Annotated in this window: 17 protein-coding genes and 1 pseudogene; 14 read left to right on the forward strand and 4 right to left on the reverse strand. The window is 62.4% G+C overall.

All coding sequences use genetic code 11. The annotated features are described in order from the left end of the window. Positions 1-640: pseudogene (locus tag B2V21_RS08695) on the forward strand (MFS transporter); the annotation flags it as partial. Positions 641-722: 82 nt separating this feature from the next. Next, on the forward strand, positions 723-2,687 hold the full coding sequence (locus B2V21_RS08700; RefSeq protein WP_286916615.1) for a putative bifunctional diguanylate cyclase/phosphodiesterase: 1,965 nt from the start codon (positions 723-725) through the stop codon (positions 2,685-2,687). A 22-nt stretch (positions 2,688-2,709) separates the two neighbouring features. Here the strand turns inward: B2V21_RS08700 and B2V21_RS08705 are convergent, their stop codons facing one another. Next, a complete protein-coding gene (locus B2V21_RS08705) occupies positions 2,710-3,501 on the reverse strand; it encodes an SDR family NAD(P)-dependent oxidoreductase (protein ID WP_286916616.1) in 792 nt (263 codons plus the stop codon). A gap of 282 nt (positions 3,502-3,783) precedes the next feature. Between B2V21_RS08705 and B2V21_RS08710 the strand changes: the two genes are divergently transcribed. After that, complete coding sequence (locus B2V21_RS08710) at positions 3,784-4,593, forward strand: sugar phosphate isomerase/epimerase family protein (protein ID WP_286916617.1); 810 nt, start codon at positions 3,784-3,786, stop codon at positions 4,591-4,593. A 134-nt stretch (positions 4,594-4,727) separates the two neighbouring features. Here the strand turns inward: B2V21_RS08710 and B2V21_RS08715 are convergent, their stop codons facing one another. From B2V21_RS08715 to B2V21_RS08725, 3 genes are all read right to left on the reverse strand, one after another. Beyond that, the gene (locus tag B2V21_RS08715) at positions 4,728-5,516 is read right to left on the reverse strand and encodes an IclR family transcriptional regulator (protein WP_286916618.1); all 789 of its coding nucleotides are present in this window, start codon (positions 5,514-5,516) and stop codon (positions 4,728-4,730) included. Between the two features lie 53 nt (positions 5,517-5,569). Further along, positions 5,570-6,568 carry a Gfo/Idh/MocA family protein gene (locus tag B2V21_RS08720; protein WP_286916619.1) on the reverse strand — a complete coding sequence of 333 codons (999 nt, stop codon included), beginning with the start codon at positions 6,566-6,568 and terminating at the stop codon, positions 5,570-5,572. Positions 6,569-6,740: 172 nt separating this feature from the next. Next, the gene (locus B2V21_RS08725) at positions 6,741-8,168 is read right to left on the reverse strand and encodes an MFS transporter (protein WP_286916620.1); all 1,428 of its coding nucleotides are present in this window, start codon (positions 8,166-8,168) and stop codon (positions 6,741-6,743) included. A 287-nt stretch (positions 8,169-8,455) separates the two neighbouring features. Between B2V21_RS08725 and B2V21_RS08730 the strand changes: the two genes are divergently transcribed. From B2V21_RS08730 to B2V21_RS08780, 11 genes are all read left to right on the forward strand, one after another. Then, entirely contained in the window at positions 8,456-9,733 is a 1,278-nt protein-coding gene (locus tag B2V21_RS08730; protein ID WP_286916621.1) for a serine/threonine transporter, read from the forward strand. A gap of 88 nt (positions 9,734-9,821) precedes the next feature. Then, entirely contained in the window at positions 9,822-10,316 is a 495-nt protein-coding gene (locus B2V21_RS08735; protein WP_049860176.1) for a hypothetical protein, read from the forward strand. A gap of 249 nt (positions 10,317-10,565) precedes the next feature. Further along, positions 10,566-10,829 (forward strand): DUF1652 domain-containing protein, encoded by a 264-nt coding sequence (locus B2V21_RS08740; RefSeq protein ID WP_286916622.1) that lies wholly within the window; start codon positions 10,566-10,568, stop codon positions 10,827-10,829. A gap of 126 nt (positions 10,830-10,955) precedes the next feature. After that, the gene (gene tpx / locus B2V21_RS08745; RefSeq protein WP_286916623.1) at positions 10,956-11,456 is read left to right on the forward strand and encodes a thiol peroxidase; all 501 of its coding nucleotides are present in this window, start codon (positions 10,956-10,958) and stop codon (positions 11,454-11,456) included. 425 nt (positions 11,457-11,881) lie between these two features. Next, complete coding sequence (locus tag B2V21_RS08750; RefSeq protein WP_286916624.1) at positions 11,882-13,177, forward strand: MdtA/MuxA family multidrug efflux RND transporter periplasmic adaptor subunit; 1,296 nt, start codon at positions 11,882-11,884, stop codon at positions 13,175-13,177. After that, entirely contained in the window at positions 13,174-16,314 is a 3,141-nt protein-coding gene (locus B2V21_RS08755; protein ID WP_286916625.1) for an MdtB/MuxB family multidrug efflux RND transporter permease subunit, read from the forward strand. Before B2V21_RS08750 ends, B2V21_RS08755 begins: the two co-directional genes overlap by 4 nt. Further along, positions 16,311-19,418 carry an efflux RND transporter permease subunit gene (locus B2V21_RS08760; RefSeq protein WP_286916626.1) on the forward strand — a complete coding sequence of 1,036 codons (3,108 nt, stop codon included), beginning with the start codon at positions 16,311-16,313 and terminating at the stop codon, positions 19,416-19,418. Before B2V21_RS08755 ends, B2V21_RS08760 begins: the two co-directional genes overlap by 4 nt. Beyond that, positions 19,415-20,854, forward strand: coding sequence for an efflux transporter outer membrane subunit (locus B2V21_RS08765; RefSeq protein ID WP_049860182.1), 1,440 nt, complete (start codon positions 19,415-19,417; stop codon positions 20,852-20,854). The genes B2V21_RS08760 and B2V21_RS08765 overlap by 4 nt, the downstream gene beginning before the upstream one ends. A gap of 67 nt (positions 20,855-20,921) precedes the next feature. Further along, complete coding sequence (locus B2V21_RS08770; protein WP_286916627.1) at positions 20,922-23,012, forward strand: putative bifunctional diguanylate cyclase/phosphodiesterase; 2,091 nt, start codon at positions 20,922-20,924, stop codon at positions 23,010-23,012. Between the two features lie 128 nt (positions 23,013-23,140). Beyond that, complete coding sequence (locus tag B2V21_RS08775) at positions 23,141-25,975, forward strand: bifunctional diguanylate cyclase/phosphodiesterase (protein WP_286916629.1); 2,835 nt, start codon at positions 23,141-23,143, stop codon at positions 25,973-25,975. A 29-nt stretch (positions 25,976-26,004) separates the two neighbouring features. Continuing rightward, positions 26,005-26,298 (forward strand): FAD-dependent oxidoreductase (locus B2V21_RS08780; protein WP_286916628.1); only part of this gene is annotated, 294 nt, incomplete at its 3' end.

The raw sequence follows: 26,298 nt of genomic DNA on the forward strand, positions 1-26,298 counted from the left end.
GGCTGGCAATCCGTTCAGCGGACTGACCCGTGTGCTGCAATCGCGCTATCTGCTGGGCGTCTGCGCCTTCGTGGTGTTGTTGGCCACGGTCAGCACCTTTCTGTATTTCGAGCAGGCGCGCCTGGTGGCCGAGTTGTACCCCAGCCGCGAGGAGCAGGTCCGGGTATTCGGCATCATCGATTTCGTCGTTCAGGCCGGCGCACTCACCGCGCAGCTGTTCATCACCGGTCGGCTGGCCCAGCGACTGGGGGTGAAGACCTTGCTGGCCTTGGTGCCGGCGCTGGTGTGCCTGGGTTTCATCGGGCTGGCGCTGGCGCCGAGCTTCGCCATTCTGGCGGGGCTGATGATTGCCCGGCGCATTGGTGAATACGCGTTCGTGCGACCTGGGCGCGAGATGCTGTTTGCGCCGCTGGACGCGGAAACCAAGTACAAGGCGAAGAACTTCATCGACACCGTGGTTTACCGCGGTGGCGACGCCTTCAGCGGCTGGGTCAAGAGCCTGCTCGACCTGCTCGGTCAGGGCGTGGTGCTGATCGCGCTGGTGGGCGCCGCCTGCGCCGCGCTGTGGGGCGTGGTGGGCTGGTACCTGGGCGGTAAAGCCGACGCCGCCAGCGCCCAGCCTGTCGGGCCACACAAATAAACCGCCTCGATCGCGTCCGGTTGGCTACAGTAAAGCTGAGTTCGGCCGACACCCTCTGATTACAGCCATACATTCGGACATGATGTCTACGACCAGACGCTTTTCCTGCACCGGCCTGTTCGCTCTGATCAAACGGCTGTGCAGCGTACCTCAAGGCAACTCGCGTCTGCTCGCGGCCCAGTACAAGGCCCTGGCCAGGCAGATTCCTCTGATGTACTTCATCCTGCTGATCAACAGCTGGGCACTGGCCTTTACCCACATGGCCAGTTCGCCGGTGTGGATGACCGTGCACATCCCTCTGGTGTTGACCCTCATCAGCCTGGTGCGGGCGGTGGCCTGGCGTCGAGGCTGGCAGCAGCAACCCGATGACGTCGAGGTCGCCCAGGCACTGGCGCGCACCAACCGTATCTGCTGCGTGGTCGCCATCGGTTTCACGGTCTGGGCCCTGGCGCTGTTTCCCTATGGCGACAGTTATGCCAAGGCGCACGTGGCCTTCTACATGGCCATTACGGTGATCGGCTGCATTTTCTGCCTGATGCACCTGCGTTCTGCGGCGCTGATGACGGCGGTGGTGGTCAACGTCGCCTTCGTCGCATTCTTTGCCTCTACCGACAACCCCACCTTCATCGCCACCAGCGTCAACGTGTTGCTGGTCACCGGCATCATGCTGGTGGTGCTGCAGAACAACTATCGCAACTTCACCGGACTGGTGAACGCCCAGGCGCGCAGCGAAGCCCTGAGCGACGAGAACTTTTTACTGGCCAACAAGGACAGCCTGACCGGATTGCCCAACCGGCGCTGGTTCTTCAACTGCCTGGACACCTGCCTGGCCAAGGCGGGCGAGGAGGGCCAACGCCTGGGCGTGGGCATCCTCGACCTCGATGGCTTCAAGCCGGTCAACGACCTGTACGGTCACAGTGTCGGCGACCGCCTGCTGGCCGAGGTCGGTACACGCCTGGCTGCGCTGCTGCCCGATAATGTCCAGGTCGCGCGCTTGGGAGGCGACGAATTCGCGCTGATCCTCCCCGACTGTGGTGACAACCTGGAGATATCCCTGTTCGCCGAACGCATCTGTGTAGAGCTGAGCAAACCGTACCTGCTGGTCGATGTGCCGATCCAGGTGGGCGCGTCCATGGGTCTGGCGACCTTTCCCGATCTGGCTGGCAATGCCCATGAATTGTTCGAGTACGCCGATTACGCGCTGTACCAGAGCAAGCACCATTTCGTCGGCCATATGTCGCTGTTCTCGGCTGCGCACCGCAAGCAGCTGCAAAGCGCGATCATCACCGAACAGGCCTTGCGACGTGCGGATCTGGAGCGTGAATTCCATGTCGCCTTCCAGCCCATCGTCGACCTGCAGACCGGTGCCACCGTCGCCTTCGAGGCCTTGGCGCGCTGGCAGAGCGTCGAGCTGGGGCCGGTGCCGCCCGGCCAGTTCATTCCGGTCGCCGAGCGCAGCGGCATGATCAATCGCCTGACCCTGCCGCTGCTGGCCAAGGCCTTGCGGGGTGCCGCCGCCTGGCCGGCGCCGATTCGTCTTTCCTTCAACCTGTCGGCCCATGACTGCGGTTCGCCCGACGCGGTCCAGTCCATCGTCCAGCTGCTCACCAGTGGGCTGTTCGATCCGAGTCGGGTCGACTTGGAGATCACCGAGACGGCGACCCTCAAGGATCTGGATCTGGTCCAGGAAGCGATCGCCACCCTGCGCTCGTTGGGTTGCGGCATTTCCCTGGACGATTTCGGCACCGGCTATTCCAGCCTCAGTCACCTGCATGCGCTGGCATTGACCAAACTCAAGGTCGATCGCAGTTTCGTCGCCCGCCTGCATGAGAAGCCGGCCAGTTACAAAATCGTCAAATCCTTGCTCGCACTGACCCAGGACATGGACCTGGATTGCATTTTCGAGGGCGTGGAGACCCGAGAGGAGGTCCAGGCGCTGGTCGCACTGGGCTGCCGCTATGTGCAGGGCTACTACTTCGCCCGGCCCATGTCCGCGCTGGATACCGCGGACTGGATTGCCCTGGACCATGCTCCGGTTCAGCGCTGACGACGCTTGGCCTTTCCTGTGATCAGGATTTCGAGCCGGGCCGGCCGGGTATGTGGTTGAGGATGGACTTGGAGAAGCCACCGTCGACGCAGATATCTTGCCCCGTCACGTATCCTGACAATGGGCCGACCAGAAACTCGATCACATTTGCGATATCGACCGGTTGCCCAATCCTGGCCAACGGAATGATTGCCTCTCGGGCTTTCTTGAGTTGTGGGTCAGCGTAGATCTTTTCGGACATGGGCGTGTGTGTCATGCCCGGGGAGACCACGTTGACGCGGATACCTTCGGGTGCCCACTCCAGTGCCAGTGTCTGGGCAAGCATCGTCAATGCCGCTTTGGTAGGGCTGTAGGCGCCCGAGCCGGCATGTGGAATCTGACCAGACATTGAAGAGGTAAAACAGGCCGCACCACCGCTCTCCCGCAAATGCGGGTAACTGGCTTTGGCGAGGAGCCAGGCGCCGCGTAGATTGACCGAAAACATATCGTCCCAATCTGCAAGCGTCAGGTCGCAAATCTTGCCAGGACTGGCGATGCCGGCATTGGCCACCAGGGCGTCAAGCCCGCCGAACTCCGCGACCGCTGTCGCCACCAGCTGACTCGGTACTTCATCCTTGCCGAGATCGCCGCACAATGAAATGGCGACTCCTCCCATAGCCTCGATGGACCTGACGACTTCTTTCTGTGTGTCATTCGGGGCATGTCCACAGACCGCAATTCTAGGCTGGACTCCCCGAGCCAGAGCTGCCTCCGCGATTCTTATGCAGGCCGACGCGCCGATACCACTGCTACCACCACTGACCAGAGCTCTCATTGATGCAGTCCTTCTTATTGGATTTATTGGATGTCGTTGTTTGAACCGGGACATTCGAAACAATGCCAACATACGAAAACAGCTTGCGCTTTGCAATCGAATTGACAACGTAACTCGATTCCATTATGTTTTTTTGGTCTTTTTCTAGCGTACCCCGGCTGCTAGTGCGGCGATCCGCTGGCCAAGTAAGACCGAGGCGTTGTATGGCCTTGGCCAATCACCGGACTCATAGGCCGTGGCGTTCTCCATTTGTCGAAACAATAACAAGAAGGGAATTTCAGCATGATCATCAGCACGTTTTCCTACCTATGGGCGTCCACGGCCATCGATGCCATTGCCGAACTTTCCGAGCACGGGCATCGCGTGTTCGAAGTGCCTGTCAGTTCGCCCCATTGCTGGCCCGTGGAACTCTCGACTGCCCAGCAGTCCGAAGCCTACGTGCGGCTGCTGGGTTACGGTGCCAAGGTCAGGTCCCTCAACGCTGGCGGCTATGACATCAATCTGGCCAGCCCCGCTGCGAACATGCGTCGGAAAAGTATCGATCACATCAAGGCAGTGATCGATCTGGCCGCCGCCTGGGGTACGCAAGAGGTGGTGATATCCCCTGGCACTCGTCGACCGATGATTTCCCCGCCACTGGAAAAGACCTACGACTGGATGTACGAAAGCCTTGCGGTGCTGACACCGATGGCGAAGCAGGCCGGTGTCCGGCTGCTTCTCGAGAACACGCCGTACTGCTTCACCCCCACGATGCCGCAACTGGCAGAAGTGGTCGAAACCCTCAACGATGACGCGGTCAGGGTTGTCTACGACATCGCCAACGCCGCGTACATCGCTGAAGATCCGGTCGCGAGCTTGCTGGCGTACCACGCTGCTATCGAGTTTGTGCATGTGTCGGACACCGGTATGGATGCCTGGGGGCATGATCCGGTTGGGACCGGTGTAGTCGACTTCGTAGGGCTGGGTGAGGCCGTTCAAGCCACCTGCGGTATCGAAAACTGCGTGCTTGAAATTATCCGCGAGGAAAACGCGTTGCATGAACTGAACAAGGGTGTGGCGGACCTGCGCGCCAAGGGATGGAAAATTCCCTAGGCAGCCCACGGATTTGCAGGCCCTCAGGGCCTGCAATGCGATCCGTTGCAGGCGTAGGGATCAGAAGGGACCAGGCACATGGGACGTTACTTGGCATATCGCAGCGCCTGCATGCGCGCGATGGGGGCAATGAATCACTCTTCGCTCACCGAATTCCAGAGCGCCCAGTGTTCGCCCAGCTTGATGGCCGAACGCTTGAGGCTTGCCAGGTGTGCATCAAGCGTTTCTTCGCGCATGCGTGCTATGGGGCCGGCAATGCTCAGAGTCCCCGCAGGCGCGGTGTTGGCTGGGCGCGAGGCGTCGAAGACCGCCACTGCCACTACGCACACGCCGACTTCGCCTTCCTCGCGCACGACCGCATGTCCTTCGCTGCGAATCAAGGCTATGTCATCGAAAATGTCGCGAATCGAAACACGCGCGTTGGGGCCTGCATAGTCTCGGGTGTTTTCTATGTCCCAGGCTGACAGGATCCGCATGGCGCGCTCGTCGCGCATGGTCGACAGCCACACTTTTCCTGCCGCGGTCGTGTGCGGGATGATCTTTTCATCCAAGGCCCGGCGGTATTGCAGGCCCCGAGTGTTCTTGGTGGCCTGAAGTACCCAGGTCAGATGATCTTCCGCTACCTCCGCCAGCCGAACGTGCTCGCCGGTTTCAACGGCCAGGTCGTCCAGCAATGGCTGCATGATTCTGGCAAATCCCGTTTCATTGATGAAACTCATGCCCATGCTGGGAATCTTCAGCGTCAAGCGGTAGTGATCTTGTTCGTCCTGGCAAACATATCCCCTTTCTCGAAGCGCGCTCAATATGCGGTGCGCCGTTGCCATCGCAACTTGGGTCTGCTCACTGATCTCAGACAGAGAAAGACCACCCGGATGAGCAAGCAGCAGTTCCAGGGTGTTGAAGTAACGTCCAATATGCGACAAGTTTCCAATCCTCTACGCTGCCGGCCGACGCCAGGCAACTTTGCTTCACGATGCTAGAGCCGAACGGGAAGGCCACCCAGGCGATCCGATTCATAAGCAGCCTCGATGATACTCAGGACCGTATGCATTGTCGCAAGTCTTGCACCTTTATAGGCAGTGTCACGATCAGCAGCAAGAACATCGGTCACGAAGTTGTCGTAATACACGTCCGAGTTCAGGCTCATCTGCAGATCGCTGGCTTGGCCGGTCGCATCGACCATACGCATGCCTTCTGCGGTCGAACGGGCGTAGAACCGATCGCTCGACAATGAAAATGAATACTCACGCTGTTCCGGGGTATTGGCCGGATAGTTGTATCCCGTTTCGATGGTGCAGATGCAACCGCTCTCGGTTACCAAAGTCATCATGGAGCCAATTTCCACGGCCGCCAGTTGCGGGTCACGATACATCACTGCAGAAACGCTGCGTATGCGTTCGGCGCAAATCTGCTCGATCAGATCAACGAAGTGAACGGCCAGATTGATCGTGCAGCCGCCTCCCGAGCGTCGTGGGTCGAGCATCCAGGCACAGCTGTTGGTCAGGTAGCGATCGGGTGGGCCGGCATTGAATCGAAATGACTGGGTCCTCCATTTGGCGCCGGTGTGCAGCGCCGCACTTTTGAGCCGGCTCAATAGTTCGCTGTGCCGCCAGATCAGGGGTACGGCCACGAACAGATCAGCCGCGTCGGCCAGTCGTTGCAACTCCAGCACTTCTTGCCGAGTGAGCCCGCAAGGCTTTTCCATGGCGAACGGGATGTGCCGTTCGATCAGCGTTTTGCCCATGGCATGGAGTTCATCGTGTGGACCGAAGGCGAAGGCGAAGTCAGCTGGCTGGTCCTGCAACAGCGTCTGCCAATCACCATAGAGCCTTGCACCGAAGCGCTGGGCCAGGGCGGGACCGCGTGTCCCGGTAGCGTCGGATACCGCCGTGACGGTGACATCGGCCAGCCGCTCCAAAGCATCCAGATACAGCGGCGTGTGCCAATGGCTTACTTCCAGAAGAACAACGTTCACACATTCATTCCTTATTGATTGTGGTGGCATGTCAGCCCTGGGGGTTGCCCCAGGGCTGACCGGCGCAAGCCGAGGTGTCGTCACTTTCTGCCTGCATCGGGCTTGTGAGTCCAGCTGCATGTGGCGCTGCGCAGAGCACTGAACAGTACCTTTACAGTCCGCCTGCTGCTCGTCAGGAACGTGTTACCGACACCGATTGAGGTACGTTCATTGCCGGCTTGCGGCTCGACAGTTCCTGCACCCGTTCATATTCCTCCTTCGACATCGGGACGGCATTGGGGTCGCCCAGGTCTTTGAGGCGTATGCGGTAGGTTTCACGGGTAGTGAACGCGGCGAATGCAGAGATGGCGCAGATGCCGAACGTCAATGCGCCGATTTTCAGGGGAATGTTCTCGGTTCCGGGAGGCGCAATGGTGACGAACAGGGCAGGGAGAAACGCCGTGCAGGCCACGCCGATGTTCTGACCGATTGCCATACCCGTGACACGAACCCGGGTACGGAACAGTTCGGGGAACAAACTTGGAAAAACGCCGTTGAACCCTTGGTACGCTACGCCCCACATGAGCAGCGACAGAATCAGCGACAGCCACAGGTTGTGAATGCTGATCGCGTAGAGATAGGCGAATGACAGCAGCCCGCCGCACAGGACACCTACGATGACCGGAGGTCGACGGCCAATCCTGTCCGAAAGCTTTCCAACGAAGGGGATGAGAACGACTGCACACAAATTGCCCAGTACCGGAATCCACATGAACACCCCGGAAGGGAAGCCAATACCGTAGGCAGGCTGGACTGCATAGGTTGCGCCGAAGACCGAGGCGACGATGGCAAGCACCGCGGAGAGCGCCATGCAGATCACCCGCAGCACATCTCGCCAGCTTTGCGTGATCACTTCGACCACAGGCAATTTCTCGGGTTTGGCATGAGTCTTCGCTTCGGTGAACACCGGGGCTTCATGAACTTCGCGACGGATGATCCAACCGGCGACCAGCACCACCGCGCTCAGCAGGAACGGAATCCGCCAGCCCCAGGCAGCGAACTGATCGGCAGGCATGAATTGGGCGAGCGGAAGGAATACAGCGGCGGCCAGGAGTTGCCCGGCCTGTACGCCTTGCAGCGTGAAGCTGGCGAAGTAACCACGACGCCCGTCGGGTGCATGCTCCAAGGTCATGGAGCTGGCGCAGGACACTTCGCCTGCGACGGCGAAGCCTTGCACCAGGCGCAGGAAGATCAATATCGCCGGCGCCCATATACCGATCTGCTGGTAGGTCGGAAGCAGCCCGATGCTCAGCGTCGAGAAACCCATCAGAAACATGCAGTAAACCAGCACGGTCTTGCGCCCATGTCGGTCGCCCAAATGTCCCAGCACCACGGCACCGATCGGTCGGGCGATGTACCCGACACCGAAACTGGCCAGCGAGACGATGATGCCGACAGTCGGGTTGTCTGTCGGAAAGAACAGTTGCGGGAAAAGCAGCGCCGCAGCAGTGGCGTATATGAAAAAGTCGTAGTACTCCAGCGCCGATCCTATCCACCCGCTCGCGGCGGCTTTCCTCGACTGGCGCTTGGAATTTGGGTCGGGTTGCAAGGTATCGCTCATGGGATTGCTCCAGGATTTTATTATTGTAACGACGTTCCACTTGTAATGTTGTTCTTGAAAGGTTGTTTCGTCAAGCGGTCTGCACGCCATTGCGCGCGCTTGGGTTGCAATCCGTCGCCTGGGCGAGGGGTCGCAATGGCTTTGGCGCACCGTTGCTCGAGTAACCCTTTGCTTTCCTTGCACAATCTTGGACAATCACGCCCCTTTTCAAGGTCGGAGCGCTGCCAGCTGCACGTTTTTCCGCTTCCGGCCATCGATTGAACACCGGCAAGCGGAGATTCGAACGGATGAACGAGCAAGCCAACAGCCTTGACCCCCGATACGCGCAGGCGCCCGCCGCGCTGACGCCCTGGAACCGCCACGACACCACATGGATGCTGGGCCTGTTCGGCACCGCGATCGGCGCCGGCACGCTGTTTCTGCCGATCAACGCCGGCCTCGGCGGCTTCTGGCCACTGATGATTCTCGCAGTGCTCGCTTTTCCGATGACCTACTACGCGCATCAGGGCCTGACTCGCTTCGTGTTGTCCGGACGCGCCGGGACCGACATCACCGATGTCGTGGAGGAGCATTTCGGCATCAAGGCCGGGGCGTTGATCACGCTGCTTTATTTCTTTGCCATCTTTCCGATCCTGTTGATCTACAGCGTCGGCCTGACCAATACCGTCGGCAGCTTCATGGAGCACCAGTTGGGCATGCAGACCCCGCCGCGGGCGGTGTTGGCGCTGGTATTGATCCTGGGCCTGTTGATCGTGGTGCGTTGTGGCGAGCAATTCATCGTCAAGGCGATGAGCCTGATGGTCTATCCGTTCATCGTTGCACTGTTGCTGCTGGCCTTGTATCTGATCCCCCATTGGAACGGCGGCATCCTTGCCACCGCAGGCGAGATGCCCGCTCCGGGCGCGTTCATTCATACCCTGTGGCTGGCGATTCCAGTCATGGTGTTCTCGTTCAACCACTCGCCGATCATCTCGGCCTTCGCGGTGGACCAGAAACGCCGCTACGGGGAGTTCGCCGACCAACGCAGCAGCCAGATCCTGGCCCGCGCCCATGGCTTGATGGTGGTGCTGGTGCTGTTCTTCGTGTTCAGCTGCGTGCTGACCCTGTCGCCTGCGCAGTTGGCCGAGGCCAAGGCACAGAACCTGTCGATCCTGTCCTACCTGGCCAATCACTTCAGCAACCCGGTGATCGCCTTCGCCGCGCCGCTGATCGCGATCGTGGCTATCGCCAAGTCGTTCCTGGGGCACTACATCGGCGCCAGCGAAGGCGTCAAGGGCCTGGTGCTGAAGTCCGGCCGCCGTCCCAACCCCAAGGCCCTTGATCGTTTCACCGCATTGTTCATGTTGCTGGTCTGCTGGCTGGTCGCCACGCTCAACCCGAACATCGTGCGCATGATCGAGAGCTTCGGGGGACCGGTCATTGCCGCCTTGCTGTTTCTCATGCCGATGTACGCGATCCGTCGCGTGCCGGCCATGCGCAAGTACGCTGGTCACATGTCCAACGTATTCGTGACGCTGGTCGGCCTGGTGGCCATCTCGGCGCTGGTCTATTCCCTGAGCGTGTGACCAAGCCTGTTACACTGACCACCGATGCCCGACCTGCGGCGGCCGATTTGCGGTCAGTCCAGGGCGGGCGCGCACCGAGGTGGTAGCGATGGACGAAGTACAGCAACTGGCTGACATGCTCCAGCAACATGCCGCAACCCAACAACGCCAGCAACAGGCGTTCAAGGATCAATGCCAGCACTGGCGGGACAGTATCCAAGCCCTGTTCGCTCAGATCGAAACCTGGCTGGCGCCGCTCACCGAGCGGCAGCTGCTGGTGATCGAGCGCACGCCTTGGGTGGCCACCAGCAGCACCTACCCCAGCGATCACTCGCCCTTCATCAGCGAGTCCCTGGCGATCATCCTGGCCCAGCGTCGGGTCGAGCTGGTGCCGCAGGTCATGGGGCAGGGCGGGGCGATGGTCATTGCCGTGGCAGGCCTGACCTCGGATCGGCACGGCAGCATTTCCATCGTCAAGGACTCGGCCGACGGCGCCTGGTTCTGGCGCAAGGATCGCGGTACCAAGGAGGCGGAATCCAGTCAGTTGGACGCGCACTTCTTCGCCCAGCAGTTGCAGGGGCTGATTCCCAAGTCTCGCGACTGATCAGGGCTGCGCTGTCGACGACGGGTGTACAGGTCTTGACGTGCTGAAACGCTTCTTCGAATGATCTGTACAACTATTTTATATCCTTATGTTTCAGCAGCTTATCGGAATCTTGGGGTAGGCCGAAAACTCCCGTTGCGCCTGCGTGAAAGCAGGTATATACCTTGAGAAACACGAAACGTTCTGCAGTCCCGAGACCGAATGCGTCACGGGTGGGACGCCAATCACCGGCCCCAGAGGAGATTGACCATGCTGCCCCCCGGACTCAGCGCACTGGAACTGCGCAGGCTCGTCGAACTGGCGTTCCTGCCGCAGAAATGCGTGTGTACAGTTACTGGCGATCAGTCAGTGTGCGTGAAGTTGATGAATCCCCAGACCGATGAAGTCGAGATGGTCAGGGCGGACATTCCTCTTGACCGCGTCACCAATGCCCGCGAGCGCGCAAGGCTGGTTCTCGAACTGCGAGCGCGGCCCCGGCCAACAACGACAGAGTCCCACGCCAGAGCCGGTTGATGCATTTCTACGGCCAGCCAGAGTGCATCTCAGTACGGAACGTTTATTTTCACTTTTCGCGTAGGCCAGGCACTCGTTTTCATGCTTAACTTTGCCCTTTCTCATTCTCGAAAAAGGATAAGGTTCATGGCTCAAGTGACGCACAAAGGCAACGCGATCAAAGTCGACGGTGAGCTTCCACAGGTCGGCGCCCAAGGTCCGGCGTTCACCCTGGTGGGTGGCGGTCTGGCCGACGTTTCGCTGCAAAGCCTGGCCGGCAAGCGCAAGGTACTGAACATTTTCCCAAGCATCGACACGCCGACCTGTGCCACTTCCGTGCGCAAGTTCAACGCCCAGGCCAACGACGTGGCCAATACCGCCATCCTGTGCATCTCGGCTGACCTGCCGTTCGCCCAGGCCCGTTTCTGCGGTGCCGAAGGCCTTGAGAACGTGCAGAACCTGTCGACCTTCCGCGCCCATGACTTCCACCGCGCCTACGGCGTCGACATCGCCGAAGGCGCCCTCAAGGGCCTGACCGCCCGCGCCGTCGTCGTCCTCGACGAGAACGACAAGGTGCTGTACAGCGAACTGGTTCCGGAAATCGGCCAGGAACCCGACTACGCAGCGGCCCTCGCTGTCTTGAAGTGACGTATTCCCCGTAGCAGCGGCGCAGGCCGCGTCCGATGGCACCGCGTAAGGTCAGATGCTCCGCGTAGCTCGTGTCGCGGCTCGCGCCGCTGCTACAGGGGTGCGATGTTGCTGTAGCAGCGGCGCAAGCCGCGTCCGGTGGCACCGCGTGGGGGTAGATGCTCCGCGTAGCTCGTGTCGCGGCTCGCGCCGCTGCTACAGGGTGCGATGTCGTTGTAGCAGCGGCGCAAGCCGCGTCCGATGGCACCGCGTGGGGTCAGATGCTCCGCGTGGGCCGTGACGCGGCTCGCGCCGCTGCTACGGGTTGATCGCCTATAACCTCCCGCTGCATTTCCGGCCAAGGTAAATTGCCCGTAAAGGCGCTTTGATTATGCCCGCCGACTCCTTATCGTTCAGCCTCCTCAAAGTAGAAGTCCTCCCGCACAATGGTCGATCATTCAATGCAGTCCCCAGGTCCCCGTAAATCGCGTCGCTGGCTGTTCGGCCTGTTGATGGTGCTGGTTGTCGCCGCGTTGTGCTGGTGGTTCTGGCCGGCCAAGAAAAGCCCGGAGAACGGCGCCGCCGCGCCCGCCAGTGCGGGGCGCAACGCAGGTTCCGCGCGCCCTGGTTTCGGCGGTTCGGCCGAGCCTACCCCGGTGCGGGTAGCGGATGTGGTCACCGGTGACTTCCCGGTGTACTACAAGGCGCTGGGCACGGTGACCGCGATCAATACTGTCAATGTGCGCAGCCGTGTGGCCGGGGAGCTGGTCAAGGTCAACTTCCAGGAGGGGCAGCGGGTCAAGGCCGGCGACCTGCTGGCGGAAATCGACCCGCGCAGCTATGAAATCGCGTTGCAGCAAGCCCAGGGGACGCTGGCGCAGAACCAGGCACAACTCAAAAACGCGCAGATCGACCTGCAGCGTTACGAAGGCTTGTTCGCCGAAGACAGTATCGCTCGCCAGACCCTGGATACCCAGCAGGCGCTGGTGGGGCAGTACCAGGGCACCATCCAGACCAACCAGGCGGCGGTCAACGACGCCAAACTCAACCTGGACTTCACCCGCATTCGCGCACCCATCGCCGGTCGGCTGGGACTGCGCCAACTCGACATCGGCAACCTGGTAGCTGCCAACGACACCAGCGCGCTGGTGGTGATCACCCAGGTACAACCGATCACCGTGGCTTTCACCCTGCCTGAAAGCGAACTCACACCAGTGCTGGCGCGTTACCGCAGCGGCGCCAAGCTGACCGTGGAAGCCTGGGACCGGGGCGATACGCGCAAGCAGGCCACCGGCGTGCTGGGCAGCCTGGACAACCAGATCGACACCACCACCGGTACCCTGAAGTTCAAGGCTCGCTTCGATAACCAGGACGAGGCCCTGTTCCCCAACCAGTTCGTCAACGTGCGTCTGCTCTCGGATACCCTCAAAGGGGTGGTGCTGGTGCCCTCGGCAGCCGTTCAGTACGGCGTCGACGGCACCTTCGTCTACGCCATGGACGGTAACGACAAGGTCAAGATCCGTCAGCTCAAGGTGGGCCCCACCGACGGCACCAATACTGTGGTCGAACAAGGTCTGGCCCAAGGTGATCGGGTCGTGCTCGAAGGCACCGATCGGTTGCGCGATGGCAGCCGGGTCGAAGTGGTCGATGACAGCGCCAAGGTCCCTACCACGCCGGGGCAGCATCTGCAGGGGCAGGATGGCGCCGGTGTGCCGGGCGAGAAGGGCAAGACCGGGGCATGAATATCTCGCGGCTGTTCATCCTGCGCCCTGTCGCAACGACCTTGACCATGCTCGCCATCGTATTGGCGGGCGTGCTCGCCTATCGATTGCTGCCGGTGTCGGCGCTGCCGCAGGTCGACTACCCGACGATTCGCGTCATGACGCTGTACCCCGGCGCCAGCCCGCAGGTGATGACCAGCGCGGTCACCGCGCCGCTTGAACGCCAGTTCGGGCAGATGCCCGGCCTGACCCAGATGGCCTCGACCAGCTCGGGCGGCGCGTCGGTGCTGACCTTGCGCTTCAGCCTCGAGATCAACATGGACGTCGCCGAGCAGCAGGTGCAGGCGGCGATCAACGCCGCCAGCAACCTCCTGCCCTCGGACTTGCCGGCCCCGCCGGTGTACAACAAGGTCAACCCGGCAGACACCCCGGTGCTGACCATCGCCATCAGTTCCAAGACCATGCCGCTGCCCAAGCTCAACGACCTGGTCGACACCCGCATGGCGCAGAAGATCGCGCAGATCAGCGGCGTGGGCATGGTCAGCATCGCCGGTGGTCAGCGTCAGGCGGTCCGGATCAAGGTCAACCCCGAAGCGCTGGCAGCCAATGGCTTGAACCTGTCCGACGTGCGCACCCTGATCGGCGCGTCCAACGTCAACCAGCCCAAGGGCAATTTCGATGGCCCCACACGGGTGTCGATGCTCGACGCCAACGACCAACTGCGTTCGCCCGAGGAATACGCCAACCTGATCCTGGCGTACAACAACGGCGGCCCGCTGCGGCTGCGTGACGTTGCGCAGATCGTCGACGGCGCCGAAAACGAACGGCTGGCTGCCTGGGCCAACCAGAATCAGGCGGTGTTGCTCAACATCCAGCGTCAACCAGGCGCCAACGTCATCGACGTGGTCGATCGAATCAAGGCGCTGCTGCCCACGATCACCGACACCATGCCGGCCGGGCTCGACGTTACGGTGCTGACCGACCGCACCCAGACCATCCGCGCGTCGGTAACCGACGTTCAGCACGAGCTGCTGATCGCCATTGCCCTCGTGGTCATGGTCACGTTCCTGTTCCTGCGCCGCTTCAGCGCGACCCTGATTCCTTCCATCGCCGTGCCGTTGTCGCTGGTAGGCACCTTCGGCGTGATGTACCTGGCCGGGTTTTCGATCAACAACCTCACCCTCATGGCCCTGACCGTGGCCACGGGCTTCGTGGTCGACGATGCCATCGTGATGCTGGAAAACATCTCGCGCCACATCGAGGAAGGCGAGACACCGATGCAGGCTGCGCTCAAGGGTGCGCGGCAGATCAGCTTCACCCTGCTGTCGCTGACATTTTCGCTGATTGCGGTGCTGATCCCGCTGCTGTTCATGGCTGACGTGGTTGGCCGCCTGTTCCGTGAATTCGCCATCACCCTGGCCGTGGCCATCCTCATTTCCCTTGTAGTCTCGCTGACGCTGACCCCGATGATGTGCGCACGCCTGCTCAAGCGCGAGCCCAAGGAAGAAGAGCAGAGCCGCTTCTACAAGGCCAGTGGCGCCTGGATCGACTGGCTGATCGCTCGTTACGGTGGCGGCCTGCGTTGGGTGCTGCGGCACCAGCCGCTGACGCTGCTGGTTGCCGTCGTCACCCTGGGCCTGACTGTGCTCCTGTACCTGGTGGTGCCCAAGGGCTTCTTTCCCGTGCAGGACACCGGCGTCATCCAGGGCATCTCGGAGGCGCCGCAGTCGATTTCCTTCAAGGCCATGGGCGAGCGACAGCAGGACCTGGCCAGGATCATCCTGCAGGACCCGGCCGTCTCCAGCCTGTCTTCGTACATCGGCGTGGACGGTGACAACGCCACGCTCAACAGTGGACGCTTGCTGATCAACCTCAAGCCCCACAGCGAACGCGACCTCACCGCCAGCCAGGTGATCGCGCGACTGCAGCCCGAGGTCGACAAGCTGCTTGGCGTGCGCCTGTTCATGCAGCCGGTGCAGGACCTGACCATCGAGGATCGGGTCAGCCGCACTCAGTACCAGTTCAGCCTGTCCTCCCCGGACGCCGACCTGCTCGCCACCTGGAGCGCTCGTCTGGTGGACGCGCTGAAGCAGCGCCCTGAACTCACCGATGTAGCCAGCGATCTGCAGGACAAGGGCCTGCAGGTGTACCTGGTGATCGACCGCGATGCGGCCAAGCGGGTCGGGGTGGATGTCGCCGATATCACCGACGCGCTGTACGACGCCTTCGGTCAGCGCCAGATTTCGACCATCTACACGCAGTCGAGCCAGTATCGAGTGGTGCTGCAGGCCACCGACGCCAGCACCCTCGGGCCGCAGGCGTTGGAGCAGATCTACGTCAAGGCCAGCGTCAATGGCACGGGCACGACCAACCAGACGGCCGACAGCGACACCACCGCCACCAGTGGCACCCAGGTGCGCCTGTCGAGCCTGGCCCACATCGAACAGCGCCAGGCCCAGCTGGCCATCGCGCACATCGGTCAGTTCCCGGCGGTGATGATGTCGTTCAACCTCGCCGATGACATAGCGCTGGGCAAGGCGGTCGACGTCATCGAACAGGTGCAGCGCGACATCGGCATGCCGCTGGGCGTGCAGACCCAGTTCCAGGGCGCTGCCGAAGCCTTCCAGGCGTCGTTGCAGAGCACCCTGCTGCTGGTGCTGGCGGCCATCGTAACCATGTACATCGTGCTGGGCGTGCTCTACGAGAGCTACATCCATCCGATCACCATTCTCTCGACCTTGCCCTCGGCGGCGGTGGGCGCCTTGCTGGCGCTGCTGATCAGCGGCAACGACCTGGGCATGATCGCCATCATCGGCATCATCCTGTTGATCGGCATCGTCAAGAAGAANNACTTCGCCCTGGAGGCCGAACGCAATCAGGGGCTGGATCCCGAGACCGCGATCTACCAGGCGGCGCTCCTGCGTTTCCGGCCGATCCTCATGACCACCATGGCCGCGCTGTTCGGCGCGATCCCGCTGATGCTCGCCAGCGGTTCGGGCGCCGAGTTGCGCCAGCCGCTGGGCCTGGTGATGGTCGGCGGGCTGTTGGTGAGCCAGGTGTTGACGCTGTTCACCACGCCGGTGATCTACCTGTACTTCGACCGCCTGGGTCGACGCTGGGGGCGACGACCAGCCGCCGTGGAACAGGCTGAATCATGAACCTCTCCGGACCTTTCATCCGTCGCCCGGTGGCGACCTTCCTGATGAGCGTGGCGATCATGCTGCTGGGCGGGGTCAGTTTCAGCCTGTTGCCGGTCTCGCCGCTGCCCAGCATGGATTTCCCGGTGATCGTGGTGTCGGCCAACCTGTCCGGCGCCAGCCCCGAGGTCATGGCCTCGACCGTTGCCACGCCGCTGGAGCGATCGTTCGGCGCCATTCCGGGCGTGACCACCATGAGCAGCCGTTCCAGCCAGGGCTCGACCCGGGTCATTCTGCAGTTCGACCTGGACCGTGACATCAACGGCGCGGCGCGGGAAGTGCAGGCGGCGATCAACGCGTCGCGCAATCTGCTGCCCAGTGGCATGCGCAGCATGCCGACCTACAAGAAGATCAACCCTTCCCAGGCACCGGTCATGGTCCTGTCGCTGACCTCCGACGTGCTGGCTAAGGGTCAGCTGTACGACCTGGCGTCGACCATCCTGTCCCAGAGCCTGTCCCAGGTGCCTGGAGTGGGGGAGGTGCAGATCGGCGGCAGCTCGCTGCCGGCGGTGCGCATCGAGCTCGAGCCGCAGTTGCTCAACCAGTACAACGTCTCGCTCGATGACGTGCGCACTACCATCGACGGGACCAACGTGCGGCGCCCGATCGGTTTCGTCGAGGACGGCGAGCGCCAGTGGCAGGTGCAGGCCAACGACCAGTTGGACAAGGCCGACGACTACAAGCCGCTGATCATCCGCTATCAGGACGGGTCGGTGCTGCGCCTGAGCGACGTGGCCAAGGTCACCGACGGTGTCGAGGACCGCTACAACAGCGGGTTCTACAATGACAATTCGGCTGTGCTGCTGGTGATCAACCGCCAGGCCGGGGCCAACATCATCCAGACCGTCAGCCAGATCAAGGAACAGCTGCCGGCGCTGGAAGCGTTGTTGCCGGCCAGTGTCGAGCTGAACATCGCCATGGATCGCTCGCCGGTGATCACCGCTACCCTGCACGAAGCCGAAATGACCCTGCTCATCGCCGTGGTGCTGGTGGTGCTGGTGGTGTTCCTGTTTCTCGGCAATTTCCGCGCCTCGCTGATTCCCACCCTGGCCGTGCCGGTGTCGCTGGTAGGGACGTTCGCGATCATGTACCTGTGGGGGTTCTCCCTCAACAACCTGTCGTTGATGGCGCTTATCCTGGCAACCGGGCTGGTGGTGGACGACGCCATCGTGGTGCTGGAGAACATTTCCCGACACATCGATAACGGCGTGCCGCCATTGCGCGCGGCCTACCTGGGCACCCAGGAAGTCGGCTTCACCCTGCTGTCGATGAACGTCTCACTGGTGGCGGTGTTCCTGTCGATCCTGTTCATCGGCGGGATCATCGAGAGCCTGTTCCGCGAATTCTCGATCACTCTGGCGGTGGCCATCGTCGTTTCCCTGTTCGTCTCACTGACCCTGACGCCGATGCTCTGCGCGCGCTGGCTGACGCCGCATGAGACCGAGAAGGACAACCGCCTGCAGCGCTTCAGTCACCGCGTCAACCAGCGCATGGTCGCTGCCTACGACCGCAGCCTGGGCTGGGTTCTGCGTCACCGCAGGCTGACCCTGCTCAGCTTGCTGCTGACCATCATCGGCAACGTGGCCCTCTACGTGGTGGTGCCCAAGACCTTCATGCCGCAGCAGGACACTGGCCAGTTGATCGGCTTCGTGCGCGGCGACGACGGTCTTTCTTTCTCGGTCATGCAGCCGAAGATGGAAACCTATCGCCGCGCATTGCTCGCCGACCCGGCGGTCGACAGCGTGGCCGGCTTCATCGGTGGCAACAACGGCAGCAACAACGCGACCATTCTGGTTCGCCTCAAGCCCATCGAAGAACGCAAGATCAACGCGCAGCAGGTGATCGAGCGTCTGCGCAAGGAAATGCCCAAGGTACCCGGCGGCCGCCTGATGCTGATGGCCGACCAGGACCTGCAGTTCGGCGGGGCCCGGGAGCAGAGCACCTCGCAGTATTCGTACATCATCCAGAGCGGCGATCTGTCCGCGCTGCGCACCTGGTACCCGAAAATCGTCGCGGCCTTCCGCGCGCTGCCGGAACTGACCGCCATCGATGCCCGCGAAGGCCGCGGTGCCGCCCAGGTGACCCTGATCGTCGACCGCGACAAGGCCAAGCGCCTGGGCATCGACATGAGCACCGTGACCTCGGTGCTCAACAACGCCTACAGCCAACGGCAGATTTCCACCATCTACGACAGCCTCAACCAGTACAAGGTGGTGATGGAGACCAACCCCAGGTATGCGCAGGATCCGATCACCCTGGAGCAGGTCCAGGTGATCACCACCGACAACAAGCGCGTACCGCTGTCGAGCATCGCCCACTACGAGAACAGCCTGGCCGACGACAGCGTCAGCCATGAGGGGCAGTTCGCCTCGGAGAGCATCTCCTTCGACCTGGTCAGCGGGGTGACCCTGGACGTCGCCACGCCACTGATCGAGCGCGCGCTGGTGCGGGTCGGCCTGCCCGAGGACATCATCGTCAAGGTCGCCGGCACCGGCGATGCCTTCGCGGCCGCGCAGAAAAGCCAGCCTTTCATGATTCTCGGCGCGCTGGTGGCGGTGTATCTGGTGCTGGGCATTCTCTATGAAAGCTACATTCACCCGCTGACCATTCTCTCGACCTTGCCATCGGCCGGGGTAGGGGCCTTGCTGAGCATCTACCTGACCGGTGGCCAGTTCAGCCTGATCTCGCTGCTGGGCCTGTTTCTGCTGATTGGCGTGGTGAAAAAGAACGCGATCATGATGATCGACCTGGCGCTGCAACTCGAACGCAATGAAGGGCTGGGCCCGGCCGAATCCATTCGCCAGGCCTGCCTGCTGCGCCTGCGGCCCATCCTGATGACCACCATGGCGGCCATTCTCGGCGCGCTGCCGTTGATGTTCAGCACCGCCGCAGGCGCCGAGATGCGCCGTCCGCTGGGCCTGACCATCATCGGTGGCCTGGTGTTCAGCCAGATCCTCACGCTCTATACCACTCCGGTGGTCTACCTCTATCTGGACCGCCTGCGCCACCGCTTCAACAAGCGGCGCGGCGTGCGTACCGATGCCGCTCTGGACACTCCGCTATGACCGATTCCGTTTTTCCGCGCGTCTCGCGCCTGGCCAGTGTGGCACTGTGCAGCCTGATGCTGGGCGCCTGCACCCTGGGCCCGGACTACCAACGCCCGACGATCGCCACGCCGGTGCAATTCAAGCAGGCCGATGGCTGGCGTCAGGCCAACCCCAGCGATGCCATGGCGCGCGGCGCCTGGTGGGAGCTCTATGGTGACCGCCAGCTCGATGCCCTGGTGCTCAGGCTCAACCGCTCCAACCAGACGGTCGCCCAGTACGAGGCGCAATACCGGCAGGCCCAGGCGCTGGTCCGCAGCACCCGCGGCGCGCTGTTTCCTACCGTCGATCTGAGCGCGGGCAAGACCCGCTCCAGCCAGGGGACCGGCAGCAGCGGTTCGAGCCTGAGCCAATCGAGCAGCGGCATTCGCGATACCTACAACACGCAGCTGGGCGTGAGCTGGGAAGCCGACATCTGGGGCAAGCTGCGCCGCGGGCTGGAGGCCGATCGGGCCAGTGCTCAGGCCAGCCTTGCGGATCTGGCCGCGATGCGCCTGAGCCTGCAGTCGGAGCTGGTGCAGAACTACCTGCAATTGCGGGTCATCGACGAGCAGAAGCGCCTGCTCGAAGCCACGGTGCAAGCCTATCAGCGCTCGCTCGACCTGACTCAGAACCAGTACCGGGCGGGGATTTCCGGCAAGGATGCGGTGTTCCTGGCACAGACCCAGCTCAAGAGCACCCAGGCCGACCTGATCGATCTGGCCTGGCAGCGAGCCCAGCTGGAAAACGCCATTGCCGTGCTCATCGGCATGGCACCGGCCGAATTCAGCCTGGCTGCAAGCACCGAGATCCCGGCGTTGCCGGCGATCCCTCTGGCCGTCCCCTCGCAGCTGCTCGAGCGACGTCCCGACATTGCCGCCGCCGAGCGCTCGGTGATGGCGGCCAATGCCGAAATCGGCGTGGCCAAGACCGCCTACTTTCCTGATCTGACCTTGAGCCTCTCCGGCGGTTACAGCAGCAGCAGCTTCAGCAACTGGATCTCGCTGCCCAACCGTTTCTGGTCGGTCGGCCCGCAACTGGCGATGACCCTGTTCGATGGCGGCCAGCGTGCGGCGGAAGTGGACCGCAGCGAAGCGGCCTACGACCAGACCGTCGCGCAGTATCGTCAGACCGTGCTCGACGGGTTCCGGGAAGTCGAAGACTACATGAGCCAGTTGAAGGTGTTCGACGAGGAGGCGTCGGTGCGCAACGAGGCGTTGCAGGCGGCCCGCGAGTCGTTGCGCCTCACATCAAACCAATACAAGGCCGGGCTTATTGGCTATCTTGACGTGGTCAACGTACAGGCAACGGCGTTGAGCAACGAGCGCAGCGTGCTGACCCTGATGCAGAGTCGGCTGGTCGCCAGCGTGCAGTTGATCGCGGCGCTGGGCGGCGGCTGGCAGGAACCGGCACAATAGGCCAGCGGCGTCGGCAACCGCGTTTCGTACCACCTCTGAAACCCCGCACGCCCTGGTCAAGATATCGATGCTGATTGGTACCTATTCCTCCGCCCTCGTGGCCGTATCGCTGTGTGTCGCCATCCTGGCGTCCTATACCGCACTCGATCTGGTCGGGCGCATCGCCACGGCGCAGGGTCGGGCGATCTATCTGTGGATGAGCGGCGGTGCGCTGGCGTTGGGTATCGGCGTGTGGTCGATGCACTTCATCGGCATGCTCGCCTTCGAATTACCTATCCAACTGGGCTACGACCTCGGCCTGACCGCCGCGTCGCTGCTCATCGCTGTCCTGAGCTCAGGGTTTGCCCTGTGGCTGGTCAGCCAGCCGCTGCTGCCCTGGCCACAATTGGTCGGCGGCGCGCTGATCATGGGCGCAGGCATCGGCAGCATGCACTACACCGGCATGGCGGCGTTGGAGATGCAGCCTGGCATCGTCTACGACCCCGTGCTGTTCGTCGCCTCTCTGGCCATCGCCGCGGGCGCTTCCGGCGCAGCGCTGTGGATCGCCTTCCGCCTGCGGCGCAACCGGCCGAACGTGCGACTGGCCCGAGCCGGCGCGTCGGTGCTGATGGGCCTGGCCATCGTCGGCATGCACTACACCGGCATGGCCGCGGCCAAATTTCCCGAGGGCAGCGTGTGTGGTGGCGCCCTCGACGGCCTTACCGGGGATGGCCTCGATTACCTGGTGCTGGTCACGACCCTGGCGGTGCTGGGCATGACCTTGCTGACGTCGGTGCTCGATGCGCGCCTGGAGTCGCGCACTGCGGCGCTGGCCAATTCCTTGACCCTGGCCAACCAGGAACTGACCCAACTGGCCCTGCACGACAACCTGACCGGGTTGCCCAACCGTATTCTCCTGGCCGACCGCATCGGCCAGGCGATCAGCCAGATCGATGCGGTCGGCGGCTGTCTTGCGGTGATGTTCATCGATCTGGATGGTTTCAAGCCGGTCAACGACGCCTTCGGCCATCACATGGGCGACCAGCTGCTGCGCGCCGTCGCCTCGCGCCTGCGCACCAGCCTGCACGGCCAGGACACCCTGGCGCGCATCGGTGGCGACGAGTTCGTCCTGCTGGTAAGCCTTGAAGCAGCGGCCTATGCCAAGGGTATCGCCGCGCGCCAGGTTCACCTGATCGGCCAGACGTTCGAAGTCGCCGGACACAGCCTGCATATTTCCGCCAGCATCGGTATCGCGCTGTACCCCGGCAACGGCATCGACCAGAACGAGCTGCTGATGAATGCCGATGCGGCCATGTACCACGCCAAGAGCATTGGCAAGAACGGCTACAGCTTTTTCGAAAACTCGATGAACACCGATGCCCGCAAGCGCTTGCAGCTGCTGCAGGAGTTGCGTCTGGCGGTGGCCGAGCGTCAGTTGCGGCTGTTCTACCAGCCCAAGTTCGATGCCCGCAGCGGCAAACCGGTCGGTGCCGAAGCGCTGTTGCGCTGGGAACACCCACGCATGGGCCTGCTGGCGCCTGCGGCGTTCATCGACCTGGCGGAGACCACTGGGTTGATCATCGACATCGGCCACTGGGTGCTTGACGAGGCCTGTCGGCAGATGCGCGAGTGGGTCGAGCTGGGCTTCCATGACTGGCGTGTCGCGGTCAACCTGTCGGCCCTGCAGTTCGGCCACGCCGGACTGGTGCGCAGCGTTGCCGTCACACTGGCGCGGCACGGGCTGGCAGCTGCCAATCTGACTCTGGAAATCACCGAGAGCACCGCCATGAGTGACGCCGATGCCAGCATGACGGTGCTGCAGCAGCTGTCGGACATGGGCGTCGATCTGTCCATCGACGATTTCGGTACAGGCTATTCCAGCCTCATGTACCTCAAGCGCCTGCCTGCCAACGAGCTGAAGATCGATCGCGGCTTCGTTCGCGACCTGGAGCAGGACGGTGATGACGCTGCGATCGTCTCGGCAATCGTGGCGCTGGGTCAGGCGCTGGGCCTGCGTATCGTCGCCGAGGGCGTGGAGACCAGTAACCAGCAATTGTTCCTGACCCAGCTGGGGTGTGATTCCCTTCAAGGCTACCTGCTCGGACACCCGCTGCCGGCGGAGCGATTCATGCATGACATCCAGGCCGCCAGGCACATCGAAAGCGTCACTCGGGCCTAGGGTCGCTCGCGGGGCTTGCCATTAGATGGCCATAGGCTCGAAGATGTAGACCGTTGGTTTTCAGGCATGGAGCGTCTATGAGTTCCGATCCCCCGACCTTTGCCAAGTTCGGCAAAGGCTCCACGTCCATGCTCGATGCCGCTTCGCTCGAAGCGATTCTGCAGCAGGCCCGTGACTGGTCCCACAGCACCGCGTGGGCCTGGTACCGGGCCGGTGAACAGCTGCACCTGGAAGGTCAGGGTGACCCGCAGCGCCATTGGCCGCTGGTCCTGGCCAACCACGAGCTGCAGCGTTTCTGCGACAGCTGCGGGCTGCAGCTGTGGCCAACCGGGCAGGGCGAGGCGGTGCTCGGCTGGCTGATGGCGCCGTTGCATATTCCTCATGACGGCGCGTTGGCCGACCTGGCCGCCGCCATTGGCCGGCAGGTCCAGACCGATGCCCTCGCCCGGGCGCAGATCACCCAGCGCGTGCTTTACGAAATCACCTACCTGGCCAGCTCCACCCGTGACCGTGGGATCTTCCTGGTAGGTGTGCACAAGCTGCTGGCCACCTTGATCGATGCGGAAAACTTCTACCTGGCGCTTTACGATGAGCAAAGCGGCAAGATCACCTACCCTTATTACGTCGATGTGATCGATGTCGAGGCGCTCGAAGCAGAGAACTACGAGTACCTCATTCCCGACCACCTGTCGTTGACCGGCCAGGTGTTGACCAGCGGCCAGCCACTGTTGATCGACGCCAAGGGCATTGCCCTGGCCGGGCGTCAGGGACGATTCCACTGTGTCGGGCATATTCCCGAGTTCTGGATGGGCTCGCCGCTCAAGAATGCCCGTGACGAAGTGTTCGGCATGATCGCCATGCAGGTCTACGACGTCGAACGTGCATACAGTGCCGAAGACCGCGCCTTGTTTCTGGTCGTGGCCCGGCATGTGGCCATGGCGCTTGACCGTATCCTGCATCGTGCCGACCTGGAAGAAACGGTGTCGCGCCGTACCCAGGAGCTGTCCCAGCTCAACGCGGCGCTGCGCCTGGAAGTCTCCGAGCGCAAACGTGCGGAGCATTTGCAGGTGGCGCTGTTCCAGATCGCCGAGTTGTCGAGCAAGCCCGGCGAACTCGATGGCCTCTATCACAGCCTCCACGTAATCGTCGGCGACCTGCTGTATGCACGTAATTTCTACATCGCCATCTTCGACGGCGAAAGTGGTGAAGTGAGCTTTCCCTATTACGTCGACGAACAACTCACCGGGCGACCGCAGCCGCGCCGTGGCAGGCGCGGATTGACCGAGTATGTGATTCGTCAACGCTGCGCCTGCCTGATCGACTTCGATGCCGCCACCCGCTTGATGATCCAGGGCGAAGTCGACGACACCCGCGAGCCGATCCGCTCGCAATCCTGGCTGGGCGTTCCGCTGTTCGACGACGACCGTGTGCGCGGCGTGCTGGTGGTGCAGAGCTACGCCAGCGACGTGCACTACACCCTGCGCGATCAGGACCTGCTGACGTTCGTCTCGCGCCACATCGATACCGCGCTGTCCCGGCGCAGCGCGGCCGAAGCCATCTATGAGGCCAACCTGCGCCTGGAAGCCCGCGTCCAGAGTCGAACCCGCGAGCTCGACCACGCCAACGCCAAGTTGCAGTATGAAAACGCCCACGACGCCCTGACTGCGCTGCCCAATCGCATCCATCTGCAACAACGTCTGGCACAGGCCTGGCACGAGTACTGCGCCAATGACCGTGAGCTGGTGGTGATGTTCATCGATCTTGACCGTTTCAAAATGGTCAATGACAGCTTTGGCCATCATTTCGGCGACCAGTTGCTCTTGGAGGCAGGGGCCCGCCTGCGCAGTTGCCTGCGCGAGGATGACCTGCTGGCCCGCCTGGGCGGCGATGAGTTCGCCGTGCTGGCACCGAACTCGAGCCTGGAGGAGGCCGTGGAGATCGCCGAACGCATTCTGGTGGCCTTCGACCGCCCGTTCTTCATCAATGGCCATGAAGTGTTTTCCTCGTGCAGCATCGGCATCGTCGGCGCCGACCGTCAATTCCACAGCGAACCCGCCGACCTGCTGCGCGATGCCGACAAGGCCATGTACCGGGTCAAGAGTGCCGGTCGTGACAGCTACGCGGTGTTCAACCAGGCCCTGCGCCGTGAAGTGTCCGATCAGGTCGAACAGGAGGGCGCGCTGCGCAATGCGCTCAAGCGCAGCGACGAGCTGCTGCCGTATTTTCAGCCGATCGTCGATGTCCAGACCGGTGAGGTGCAGGCGCTGGAGGCATTGATCCGCTGGCATCAGCCGGACGGACGCATCATCGCGCCAGGACACTTTCTGCCGGCGCTCGAGGGTCTGCGGCTGATCGGTCGTCTCGACCTGTACATGCTCACCCGTGTGGCGCAGATTCTTGCCGAGCCCGCTCACGCCCACTGGCCGCCGGTGCATGTGAACTGTTCCAGCTACAGCATCACTCGCAGCGGCTTTGCCGATGAAGTGCTCGCGGTACTGGCACGCCATCAGGTGGACGCTTCACGGATCTGCCTGGAATTGACCGAGGGTGCGCTGGTGGCCGAGCCGGCCATGGCCCAGCGCACCATGCAGCAGTTGGCCGAGCACGGCATGAGCGTGGTGCTGGACGACTTCGGTGCCGGTTTCTCTTCGCTCAGCTACGTGCATCAGTACCAGTTCAATGGCTTGAAGATCGACAAGTCGTTCATTCTCGAGTTGACCGGCAGTCCGCGCAGTCGGGCCATCGTCCGTGCCATCGTGCGCATGGCCGAGTCGCTGGGTTTGACCGTGGTGGCCGAAGGGGTAGAGGACCTGGCCACCTTGCAACTGCTGCGCGAGATGGGTGCATCCCAGGCACAGGGTTATTACTTCGCCAAACCCGCTGCCATACAGGACCTCGATCTGACAGGATGGAAGGCTGTCGTGACGGCAGCGCCACGGCCCGGCGCACTGCATGACGTATGATCGAAGAAATCGTTTTCGAGAAGTCAGACATGATCAACGTTGTATCCCGATTCGCCGACGTAGTGATCATCGGAGGCGGCTTGAGCGGCACCCTGCTGGCCGTGCAGTTGCTCAGGCAGCCGCGCGGGCAGCGCATTGTCATCATCGAACCACGTCCCGAGTTGGGACGTGGCGAGGCCTACAGCGCTACCGAGCTGGGTCACACCTTGAACGGCAACGCTGCGCGCATGAGTGTCGACCCGGACAACGCCGACGACCTGACCCAGTGGCTCACCCAGTTCATCGACAACGGCGGTTGGCCCGAATCGGCCGAGCAGGCGCTG

Origin of the sequence: Pseudomonas sp. UBA6276 (genome assembly GCF_002438365.1) — a bacterium.
In the GTDB taxonomy this organism is placed as follows: Bacteria; Pseudomonadota; Gammaproteobacteria; order Pseudomonadales; family Pseudomonadaceae; genus Aquipseudomonas; species Aquipseudomonas coleopterorum.

Bases quoted from the DNA above. Each gene is read 5' to 3' on its own strand.
- B2V21_RS08700 (WP_286916615.1), top strand. From the start codon at position 723: ATGTCTACGACCAGACGCTTTTCCTGCACCGGCCTGTTCGCTCTGATC.
- B2V21_RS08705 (WP_286916616.1), bottom strand. From the start codon at position 3,501: ATGAGAGCTCTGGTCAGTGGTGGTAGCAGTGGTATCGGCGCGTCGGCC.
- B2V21_RS08710 (WP_286916617.1), top strand. From the start codon at position 3,784: ATGATCATCAGCACGTTTTCCTACCTATGGGCGTCCACGGCCATCGAT.
- B2V21_RS08725 (WP_286916620.1), bottom strand. From the start codon at position 8,168: ATGAGCGATACCTTGCAACCCGACCCAAATTCCAAGCGCCAGTCGAGG.
- B2V21_RS08730 (WP_286916621.1), top strand. From the start codon at position 8,456: ATGAACGAGCAAGCCAACAGCCTTGACCCCCGATACGCGCAGGCGCCC.
- B2V21_RS08735 (WP_049860176.1), top strand. From the start codon at position 9,822: ATGGACGAAGTACAGCAACTGGCTGACATGCTCCAGCAACATGCCGCA.
- B2V21_RS08740 (WP_286916622.1), top strand. From the start codon at position 10,566: ATGCTGCCCCCCGGACTCAGCGCACTGGAACTGCGCAGGCTCGTCGAA.
- tpx (WP_286916623.1), top strand. From the start codon at position 10,956: ATGGCTCAAGTGACGCACAAAGGCAACGCGATCAAAGTCGACGGTGAG.
- B2V21_RS08750 (WP_286916624.1), top strand. From the start codon at position 11,882: ATGGTCGATCATTCAATGCAGTCCCCAGGTCCCCGTAAATCGCGTCGC.
- B2V21_RS08760 (WP_286916626.1), top strand. From the start codon at position 16,311: ATGAACCTCTCCGGACCTTTCATCCGTCGCCCGGTGGCGACCTTCCTG.
- B2V21_RS08765 (WP_049860182.1), top strand. From the start codon at position 19,415: ATGACCGATTCCGTTTTTCCGCGCGTCTCGCGCCTGGCCAGTGTGGCA.
- B2V21_RS08770 (WP_286916627.1), top strand. From the start codon at position 20,922: ATGCTGATTGGTACCTATTCCTCCGCCCTCGTGGCCGTATCGCTGTGT.
- B2V21_RS08775 (WP_286916629.1), top strand. From the start codon at position 23,141: ATGCTCGATGCCGCTTCGCTCGAAGCGATTCTGCAGCAGGCCCGTGAC.